The sequence below is a fragment of the Providencia sp. PROV156 genome, from assembly GCF_028480905.1.
GTDB lineage: Bacteria > Pseudomonadota > Gammaproteobacteria > Enterobacterales > Enterobacteriaceae > Providencia > Providencia hangzhouensis.
Genome location: NZ_JAMPPE010000039.1, coordinates 16753 through 27021 on the forward strand (window position 1 = coordinate 16753; position 10269 = coordinate 27021).

The window sequence follows — 10269 nt, forward strand, 5'->3', positions numbered from 1 at the left end:
GGCCAGGTGCGTTATCTGATAACTTTATTTTTGAGCCTGGCGGTGCTAGTCACCGCAGGTTGCGGCTTTCGTCTTCAAGGAACAACTCAAATTCCTGAGGAACTGAGAACTTTGCAGCTAAGTTCAAGTGATCCATATGGCTACCTTACAAGGGCGCTTAGGGAACAACTGCGGCTCAATAATGTGACCATTCTCGAAACTGGAAGAGCCGGTGTTCCCATTTTGAAAGTTCTGAGTTCTAATGAGAACACTGAAACTGTGTCCGTTTATCAAGATGGTAAAGCGGCAGAGAAACAATTAACACTGGTAATGAATGTGCAAGTGTTAATGCCTGATGGTGCTATCTATCCTTTACAAAGCCGTGTTGAACGCACTTTCTTCGACAACCCTTTAGAAGCACTGGCGAAAGATGCTGAAAAAGAAATTGTAAGGCAAGAAATGCAAGAACAAGCTGCACGCAATATCGTGCGTAAATTATTGCTTGTTCATTCAGCAGAACTTGAAAAAGCAAAAAACCAAGCGGCTGATACGAATACTCAACCATAATGACACGTATCTACCCTGAACAGCTGGCCTCTTCGTTACAAGAGTCTCTAAGAGGCCGCTATTTAATTTGGGGCAATGAGCCCCTTCTTCTTCAAGAAAGCCAAGATGCCATCCGCAAAGCGGCACAAGAGCAAGGCTTTGAAGAGCATCTTTCGTTTTCTCTAGAGCAAAATACTGATTGGGATGAGATTTTTAGCCTCTGCCAAGCTCTCAGCCTATTTGCTAGCCGTCAAACTCTCACGCTGTTGTTACCTGAAAATGGCCCTAATGCCGCCATGGCTGAAAAGCTGAACCAACTGGCGCAATTACTGCATTCAGATCTCCTTCTTGTGTTACGTGGTCATAAGCTCACTAAAGCACAAGAAAACAGTGCTTGGTTTAAAGCAATTAGCCAAGATGCTATTTATATCAGCTGCCTAACGCCTGAATATCAGCGGTTACCACAATGGGTTTCTAAACGCGCCTACAGTATGCGGCTTTCGTTAGAAACCGAAGCTAACCAGCTACTTTGTTACTGTTATGAAGGGAATTTACTTGGTTTGGCGCAAGCACTTGAGCGGCTGTCTCTTCTTTATCCAGATGGTAAACTCACCTATCCTCGGGTTGAGAGTGCCGTTAATGACTCTGCGCATTTTACTCCCTACCATTGGGTTGATGCCCTATTGGCGGGTAAATCCCGCCGTTCATGGCATATTTTAGAGCAATTGCAGCAAGAAGATATTGAGCCTGTTATTTTATTGCGATCAATCCAACGCGATCTAATGTTGCTTATTACATTAAAACGCCAGTCTGCAACAACCGCGTTAAAGACATTATTTGATCAACACAAAGTGTGGCAAAACCGCCGAGGTGTGCTCACGGAAGCCTTACAACGTTTAACATTGCATCAATTACAATCTGCATTAATGTTATTAACGCAAGCAGAAATCAATATTAAACAAGATTTTAGCCATTCTCCATGGCCTGACCTGCAGTCACTGTCTATGCTATTATGTGGTAAAGCATTTGCAGAGAATTTTATTCATGAGTAATTCATTTTCAAAACAACATAACTTGCTCGCATTATTCGGTGGGACGTTCGACCCCATTCACTTTGGCCATTTACGTCCAGTGCAAGCGCTTGCTCAACAAGTTGGGCTCGAAAAAGTTATCTTGTTACCTAACCACGTTCCCCCCCATCGCCCACAACCAGAAGCGACGCCATCACAACGTTTAGAAATGGTGAAACTCGCAATTAAAAATGCGCCTTTATTTGCTATCGATACACGTGAATTAGAGAAAAGTAGCCCTTCTTACACGATAGAAACACTGGTTGAATTACGCCAAGAAATTGGGCCAGAAAAACCTCTGGCGTTTATTATTGGTCAAGATTCCTTATTGTCGATTAATAAATGGCACGGCTGGGAGCGGATACTTGATAACTGCCATTTATTGGTTTGTTCCCGACCGGGATATGCCACACAGTTTGCCGATCCTAAAATGCAAAACTGGCTGTTAGAACATCAAACAACAGACCCTATTGCCTTAAACCAAGTGGCGAATGGGTATATTTTTATTGGAGATACTCCACTGGTAAATATCTCAGCAACAGAGATCCGCGAAAAATTAAATTCAGGCGACTCTTGTCACGATTTAATTCCAGATGCAGTTCTGCAATATATTCATCAACATCACCTTTATCAGCAATAAGGGAGCTCCCTTATTGAACAACTATTCGGATATGGCTCAAAAATGACTTGCTCTATTAAATAGTTGTCTGGGTATTGAATAAGCAATTGTTTCATCATCTCTAACGGCCTGTTTAACGGTAAATTCCCCGCTAAATAGTCGTTAATCAGCCATAATAAGCGTTTTTTCTCATCCTTCGTGGCTTTGTGTTTGAAATAACCTTGCATATGGCTCAGCGCATTAACTTCCGTATTTCTTGCTGGCACTGTCGCCAATATTTCCATTAAACAAGCTTTATATTGATTAAAAAAACACACAAGGTCGGTACTGCTTTTAATACTCGCCACTAAACGCCCTGTATACTGATAGCCAACAGGGGAATGCGCCATAATGAGATATTTGTGGCAGCTATGAAATTGAATAATGTTGTGATGTGTTAATTCGTTGTATAAGCCATCTAACCTTTGTAACGTATACAATTTCGTCAAAAAGCAGTCCCAGAACGTTGTATCTTGTAGTTTATCACTGGTTAATATTGGAATGTTAGCAGGGAATAGCCCCTGTAATTCAGGGAGTTTCTGCCCAAAGCAAATAATACCATTAACTTTGTTTTGCCTGTCCTCCTGGGAAAAATCCGTGATAAATTCAACCATGGAACTCACTTGTCGATGAATATTAACAGGAAGATGGTTAATCCCTTCAAATATAAAAACTTTTGGCTTAATTATTTGCATAATACCTATCTCATCCTAAAATGTTTTTCAGGAGTACAGTTTCTAGAGTTATTTTGTAAAGTTAACACAAACTTCTTGCTCAAATGTACGGATATCCCTATAAATTTCACTCCACAATGAATAAAAAATAATTTAGCCGATTTTTCTTAAAATCTAGGGTAAAATAACAAGGCTGTTAATGTGTTTGATTCGTTATCAGCTATTATTTTATCTACAAACTACAAACAGTGTTTAACGTGATATTCTGTTTATTTGAATAAAAGGTGAACCTTTTGCAAGGAACTGAACTCCAACAATTTATTATCGATCAGCTTGATGATGCTAAAGCAGAAGATATCATTACTATCGATGTTCAAGGGAAATCAAGTATTACCGATCAGATGATCATCTGTACAGGGACATCAAGCCGCCATTTGATGTCAGTCGCTGACAGATTAATCGAAGCTTGCCGCAAAAATGGTTTAATGCCATTGGGTGTTGAAGGGCAAGGCATTTCTGATTGGATTGTCGTCGACCTTGGCGATGCCATTGTTCATATTATGCAAGAAGAAAGTCGTCGTATGTATGAATTAGAAAAGCTTTGGAGCTGAGTTTGAAATTACAGCTCATCGCCGTTGGAACAAAAATGCCGGACTGGGTCCAGACCGGCTTTATGGATTACCTCCACCGTTTTCCTAAAGATATGCCATTTGAATTAACGGAAATTCCAGCAGGAAAACGCGGGAAAAATGCAGATATAAAGCGCATTCTAGAAAAAGAAGGCGAATTAATGCTCGCAGCTGTAGGTAAAGGAAATCGCATCGTCACTTTGGATATTCCAGGGGATCGTTGGGATACCCCAAAACTTGCCGTACAGCTCGATAAATGGAAACAAGATGGTCGTAATGTTAGTTTATTAATCGGTGGTCCCGAGGGTCTTTCACCCGCTTGCAAAGCAGCCGCGGAGCAAAGCTGGTCGCTTTCACCACTTACGCTGCCCCATCCACTGGTTCGTGTCCTTGTTGCTGAAAGTCTTTATCGCGCATGGAGTATTACGACTAACCACCCTTATCACAGGGAATAGTCAGGTTTAAATATGTTCAAAATGGCAATGGGATGAAAACACAACGCACCCCTTTTCGCGACCATACCGCTGAATCAGTTTTGTTTATCCGCCGAGCGCTTATCGCCTTCGGTGTGATTGTCATTTTAACGTCTATTCTTGTGACGAATTTGTATCACTTACAAATTGTCCGTCATGAAGATTACCAAACGCGGTCAAACGATAACAGAATCAAATTGGTGCCTATTGCACCAAGCCGTGGGATTATTTATGACCGTCGAGGAACCCAACTCGCACTTAATAGCACGTTTTACCAGTTAGAAATCGTGCCCGAAAAAGTCAGTAATCTACAAGAAACCTTAGATAATCTTCGTAGTGTGGTCGATTTAACTGACGAAGACATCACTAATTTTGAAAAAGAGCGTAAGCGCTCACGTCGGTTTACCTCTATTGCACTAAAAACACAGCTTAACGAAGTCCAAGTCGCTCGTTTTGCTGTTAACCAGTACCGTTTTCCTGGTTTAGAGGTCAAAAGCTACCAACGTCGTTCTTACCCATACGGTTCTGCACTAACCCATGTGATTGGCTATGTGGCAAAAATTAATGACAAAGATGTTGAACGTCTTGATAAAGAAGGTTTATTACCCAATTATGCCGCTAGCCACGATATCGGTAAATTAGGTATTGAACGTTATTATGAAGACATCTTACACGGCAAAACAGGTTATGAAGAAGTTGAAGTGAATAGCCGTGGTCGTGTTATTCGCCAACTTCATGAACAACCACCGCAAGCTGGTCGGGATATCTACCTTACCATTGATCTCGAATTACAGATTTATATCGAAAAACTGTTAACCACTAGCCGTGCTGCCGTTGTGGTCACTGACCCACGTAATGGCGAAATTTTGGCTCTGGTGTCTAATCCAAGTTATGACTCTAACTTGTTTGTTAACGGTATCTCAAATAAAGATTATCAAGCGTTATTAAATAACCCTGATAGGCCGTTGATTAACCGGACAACTCAAGGGCTTTACCCCCCTGCATCAACAGTAAAACCCTTTATTTCTGTCGCCGCATTGAGTGAAAAAGTAATCACGCCAAATACGACTATTTTTGATCCTGGTTGGTGGCAATTACCGGGTTCAGAAAAACGCTACCGCGACTGGAAGCGTTGGGGACACGGTAAACTTAACGTATCGAAATCCATTATTGAATCTGCGGATACCTTCTTCTACCAAGTCGCTTATGATATGGGAATTGATCGTATTTCTGAATGGATGAGCCGTTTTGGTTTTGGCGATTATACGGGTATTGACCTGGCTGAAGAGCGTTCTGGCATCATGCCAACCCGTGAATGGAAACAAAAACGCTATAAAAAACCTTGGTATCAAGGTGATACGATCCCTGTTGGGATAGGACAAGGCTATTGGACAGCAACTCCAATTCAAATGTCAAAAGCATTGATGACATTAATAAATGATGGTCAAGTTAAGACCCCTCATTTACTCTACGGCACAAAGTTGGGTAATGCCATGGTGCCTTATGAAGACAAAGAAACCAAACAAATCGGCGATATTAACTCAGGTTTTTGGGAACTAGCTAAGCATGGAATGTACGGTGTAGCCAATGCACCAAATGGTACTGGCCGCCGCAGTTTCATTGGTACACCATATAAAGCTGCAGCAAAATCCGGTACCGCACAAGTCTTCAGCTATGAAACCTATAACGCCAGTAAGCTGGCAGAGCACTTGCGCGACCACAAATTAATGATTGCTTATGCTCCGTATGATAAACCCACTATTGCCGTTGCGATTATTTTAGAAAATGGGGGCGTAGGCCCAGCAGTCGGTGATATTGTGCGGCAAATATTTGACCACGTTCTTCTTGGTGATAACCGAACCGAAGTCGCAGTGTCAGCAACCAATGCAGGAGAAGATCGCTGATGCGCAATTCCATGAATAACAATGAGCTATAAAGAATATGACAGACGATAAGAAAAAAATTTCGTTATCCACACGTCTGCATATAGATGTGCCTATGCTGCTAATTATTATCGCGTTGCTTGCATACAGCGCATTTATTATGTGGAGTGCTAGCGGCCAAGATCCTGAAATGATGGAGCGTAAATTAGGGCAGATAGCGACAGGCTTCGTCGTCATGATAGTGATGGCGCAGATCCCCCCTAGAATGTATGAAAACTGGGCACCTCACCTGTTTATCTTCTGCGTTATTTTACTGGTTTTTGTTGATGTCTTTGGGCAGATAAGTAAAGGGGCTCAGCGTTGGCTAGACTTAGGGTTCATTCGGTTCCAACCCTCTGAAATTGCAAAAATTGCTGTCCCTTTAATGGTCGCTCGTTTTATGAACCGAGACCTGTGCCCTCCTTCATTCAAAAATACCGTAATTGCACTAGTATTGATTTTTGTACCCACATTATTGGTGGCGGCGCAACCAGACCTTGGTACTTCAATTTTAGTTGCAGCTTCAGGCTTGTTCGTTTTGTTCCTTGCAGGAATGAGTTGGCGGCTTATTACTGTTGCAGCGATTGCGCTCGCGGCCTTCATTCCCCTGCTGTGGTTCTTTTTAATGCATGGCTACCAAAGAGCCCGTGTCATGATGTTATTAGACCCAGAAACTGATCCATTAGGGGCTGGTTACCATATTATCCAGTCAAAAATTGCAATTGGTTCTGGTGGGTTAATGGGGAAAGGTTGGCTACATGGCACGCAATCACAGCTTGAATTTTTGCCAGAAAGACATACCGACTTTATTTTTGCTGTGTTAGCAGAGGAACTTGGCTTAGTTGGGGTGCTCATTTTACTTGGCCTATACCTTTTACTGATTATTCGCGGGCTTTATATTGCTGCTAGCGCACAAAACACCTTTGGTCGAGTTATGGTTGGCGGCTTGATCTTAATCCTTTTTGTCTATGTATTTGTGAATATCGGTATGGTCAGTGGTATATTACCTGTGGTTGGTGTCCCCCTCCCTTTAGTGAGTTATGGGGGCTCCGCATTGATTGTTTTAATGGCTGGATTCGGTATTATCATGTCGATACATACACACCGAAAATTCCTTTCTAAAAGTTTATAAAATGAGGCTTAGTATGCGTTTACAATGGATAATGCTTGGTGTCACAGCCGCGCTACTCAGTGGCTGTGTAACAGATGAAGTTAAACAACCAGCCCAAGTGCCAACCAATGTACCCACTCAAGATGTATTAGGTGCAGAGCCTCATTATGAGCCGTATCATCCAACTGCAAATAGTGATTACTCACGTAATGGTCAACAATACCAAATCGTACGTGACCCATCACAATTTAGCCAAGTGGGTTATGCATCCATTTATGGTGCTGAGTCTGCAGGTAATATGACTGCGATTGGGGAACGCGTTAACCCAGTGGAATTAACAGCGGCTCACCCAACTTTGCCAATCCCAAGTTATGTACGTATCACCAATATGATGAATGGCCGCATGATGGTTGTTCGTGTTAATGACCGCGGGCCTTATGTTCCAGGTAAAAGTATTGCCGTTTCAAGAGCTACCGCTGACCGCCTGAATTTAATGCCTACGACAAAAATTAAAATTGATGCCATTCAAGTTGCCCAAGATGGCTCCTTATCAGGGACAGGAACAGTAGGTTCTAACTTTGTGAAACAGAGCTATGCTTTACCGGGACGCCCACAATTAGGTTCTGGCCCAATGGGCACCCCTGTGATGGAAAACTTGCCAACTCCGGAAAATACATTGCCAGTTCAGCAGCCCAAAGAACCGATGCAGCCTACTATGCCAGACATGAACCTGCAAACACCAACACCGCCACCTGCAGCCGTTGTAGCTGAAGAACCGGTTCCAGAGCGTGGTTTTCTTGTTCAAGCTGGTGCCATTAGTAGCCAAGCCAACGCGCAAAATATGCTGAATGAGTTGAAAACACAATTTAATGTTCCAGGCCGTCTACAACCCTATAATGGTATTTACCGAGTACAGCTAGGGCCATTTAGTACAAGGCAACAAGCTGTTGAGGTTCAAGGCCGTTTACAGTCTGAAAAAAACCAATCGTCAATGGTCGTTGCGCCATAGAGCTATGTAACTTTAGGTTGCTCAATCATATTTTGGGCAACCTAAATACAGGCAATATTCAACTGACAAAAAAAATCATTGGTACAGCGCAAAAGTCACTTTTTCCTTATCCCGTTCTTTTGCTAAACTGCGCCTCCTTGTGTTAACCGAATTTCGGATGTAATGGTAAAACCATGAATAATGTCGCTCCATCACGCATCGTGCGTCATACTGTGCTGGGTTCCGCACTCCTTCTTATGACTGCTAACATTGCGAACGCTAATGAAACCTTCCCAAATACATCAATTCCTGCAGCACCCGCTATTGATGCAGAAGCTTATATCTTAATTGATTATAATTCAGGCAAAGTTCTCGCTGAAAGTAATGCTGACCAACGCCGTGATCCGGCGAGTTTGACAAAAATGATGACCAGCTATGTTATCGGTCAGGCAATTAAGTCAGGCAAAATTGGTGAAAATGATATTGTCACGGTTGGAAATGATGCGTGGGCTACTGGTAATCCAGTATTTAAAGGCTCATCATTGATGTTCTTAAAACCAGGCGATCGTGTTAGCGTTTCTCAGTTAACTCGTGGCATTAACTTGCAATCAGGTAATGACGCCTGTGTTGCAATGGCCGACTATATTGCGGGTGACCAAGCCAACTTTGTTCAGCTAATGAATGGTTACGTGAACAAATTAGGGTTGAAAAATACCCATTTTCAAACCGTTCACGGGTTAGATGCTGAGGGCCAATATAGTTCAGCACGTGATATGGCTCTTATTGGGCAAGCGCTAGTACGTGATGTGCCTGAAGAATACGCAATTTATAAAGAGAAAGAATTTACCTTTAACAACATCCGTCAAACAAACCGCAATGGGCTGTTGTGGGATAAAAGTTTAGCTGTTGATGGCATCAAAACAGGCCATACTAATGCCGCGGGCTATAACCTTGTCGCATCAGCAACTGAAGGTGACATGCGCCTGATCTCTGTTGTTATGGGGGGGAAAAGTAGCAAAGGCCGTGACGCCGAAAGTAAAAAATTACTCACTTACGGTTTCCGCTTTTATGAAACCGTTAAACCATTACAAGCCAATGTGGATTTTGCCAGTGTGCCAGTCTGGTTTGGTGATGAAAATGAAGTAAAATTAGGTGTCACCGAAGATTTATACCTCACTATCCCACGAGGCCGCTTAAAAGATTTAAAAGCCAGCTATGAATTATCGACAACTGAACTAGAAGCGCCATTAACCAAAGGCCAACAAGTAGGGACAATTAGCTTCCAACTTGATGGTAAAATCATCGAACAGCACCCTTTAGCAGTGTTAAAAGATGTTGAAGAAGGTGGTTTTTTCAGTCGGTTAATTGACTATATAAAATTACTCTTTCATCGCTGGTTTGGTTAAGACTTGAAACTAAAATAAGTCGTCCCCATATAGTAAGTATCGAAATAGATAAGTACCGAAATGTTTGTTGGATGAATACATCTCATTGGCTGGTTTAATACCAGCCAATCTTTTTCAGCCAGCAGCCCAATTTAAAAATTAGGAGTGCCCATGAAAACGAAATTAGGTGAACTGCTTGAGTTCCCATGCCCATTAACCTACAAAGTGATGGGCTTGGCACAGCCTGAACTGGTTGATCAAGTGATTGAAGTGGTACAGCGCCATGCGCCAGGTGACTATAGCCCAGACGTAAAACCAAGTAGCAAAGGCAATTATCACTCAGTTTCTATTACTATCAATGCAACTCATATCGAACAAGTAGAAACCTTGTATAGTGAGCTAGGTGCGTTGGAATTAGTGAAAGTTGTTCTTTAGCGATAAGAAAAAAATGGAGTTATAACCTTATTTGATTCCATTAAACGCTCACCACAAATAAACTGCACCTGAAAAATCGCATGATAACTGATTAAGGTGCAGTTTTGCTTCTAATATCAAGAAATCTAATATCTTCATTTACATAAAAATTTGTTTGATATTTATGATTTTTTTTGAAAATCAAAGCTTGGCCTATCCGAATATCCCTTTACCTATAGCATCTCAATATAACCAAACCAGCTACAATCCAGATATAACATCCATAATAAAATATCCCATTTTTTAATTAAAGACATCATTCCCACACCATTAGCCCAGTAATCTGAATATAAACAATGCATAATCATGAATTATCTTTCATATTGAATCATTTGTTTTTTTTGCGTTGTCATTAATATC

General features: G+C 41.8%; 11 protein-coding genes. 10 read left to right on the forward strand and 1 reads right to left on the reverse strand.

Features of this window, described 5'->3' with window-relative positions:
• Positions 1–6: 6 nt before the first annotated feature.
• Genes lptE through nadD form a run of 3 tightly spaced genes read left to right on the forward strand, consistent with a single transcriptional unit; the run spans position 7 to position 2235 of the window.
• Positions 7–546 (forward strand): LPS assembly lipoprotein LptE, encoded by a 540-nt coding sequence (lptE, locus tag PSF31_RS19985; RefSeq protein WP_096864959.1) that lies wholly within the window; start codon positions 7–9, stop codon positions 544–546.
• Positions 546–1577 (forward strand): DNA polymerase III subunit delta, encoded by a 1032-nt coding sequence (holA, locus tag PSF31_RS19990; RefSeq protein WP_096864960.1) that lies wholly within the window; start codon positions 546–548, stop codon positions 1575–1577. The genes lptE and holA overlap by 1 nt, the downstream gene beginning before the upstream one ends.
• Positions 1570–2235, forward strand: a complete 666-nt coding sequence (nadD, locus tag PSF31_RS19995) for a nicotinate-nucleotide adenylyltransferase (RefSeq protein WP_096864961.1) — start codon at positions 1570–1572, stop codon at positions 2233–2235. The genes holA and nadD overlap by 8 nt, the downstream gene beginning before the upstream one ends.
• Here nadD and PSF31_RS20000 read toward each other — a convergent pair.
• Positions 2226–2948, reverse strand: coding sequence for a YbgA family protein (locus tag PSF31_RS20000; protein ID WP_096864962.1), 723 nt, complete (start codon positions 2946–2948; stop codon positions 2226–2228). The genes nadD and PSF31_RS20000 overlap by 10 nt on opposite strands.
• A 263-nt stretch (positions 2949–3211) precedes the next feature.
• On the opposite strand from PSF31_RS20000, the gene rsfS reads away from it, so the two are divergent.
• From rsfS to ybeD, 7 genes are all read left to right on the forward strand, one after another.
• Positions 3212–3538, forward strand: a complete 327-nt coding sequence (gene rsfS, locus PSF31_RS20005) for a ribosome silencing factor (RefSeq protein ID WP_004257063.1) — start codon at positions 3212–3214, stop codon at positions 3536–3538.
• Positions 3539–3540: 2 nt separating this feature from the next.
• Positions 3541–4011 (forward strand): 23S rRNA (pseudouridine(1915)-N(3))-methyltransferase RlmH, encoded by a 471-nt coding sequence (rlmH, locus tag PSF31_RS20010; protein WP_036957956.1) that lies wholly within the window; start codon positions 3541–3543, stop codon positions 4009–4011.
• 32 nt (positions 4012–4043) lie between these two features.
• The gene (gene mrdA, locus PSF31_RS20015; protein ID WP_004257068.1) at positions 4044–5933 is read left to right on the forward strand and encodes a peptidoglycan DD-transpeptidase MrdA; all 1890 of its coding nucleotides are present in this window, start codon (positions 4044–4046) and stop codon (positions 5931–5933) included.
• A 37-nt stretch (positions 5934–5970) separates the two neighbouring features.
• Entirely contained in the window at positions 5971–7083 is a 1113-nt protein-coding gene (mrdB, locus tag PSF31_RS20020; protein WP_004257071.1) for a peptidoglycan glycosyltransferase MrdB, read from the forward strand.
• 13 nt (positions 7084–7096) lie between these two features.
• Complete coding sequence (gene rlpA, locus PSF31_RS20025) at positions 7097–8071, forward strand: endolytic peptidoglycan transglycosylase RlpA (RefSeq protein ID WP_096864963.1); 975 nt, start codon at positions 7097–7099, stop codon at positions 8069–8071.
• 173 nt (positions 8072–8244) lie between these two features.
• Entirely contained in the window at positions 8245–9456 is a 1212-nt protein-coding gene (gene dacA / locus PSF31_RS20030) for a D-alanyl-D-alanine carboxypeptidase DacA (protein ID WP_096864964.1), read from the forward strand.
• A gap of 150 nt (positions 9457–9606) precedes the next feature.
• A complete protein-coding gene (gene ybeD, locus PSF31_RS20035; protein WP_042848378.1) occupies positions 9607–9870 on the forward strand; it encodes a DUF493 family protein YbeD in 264 nt (87 codons plus the stop codon).
• Positions 9871–10269 lie beyond the last annotated feature (399 nt).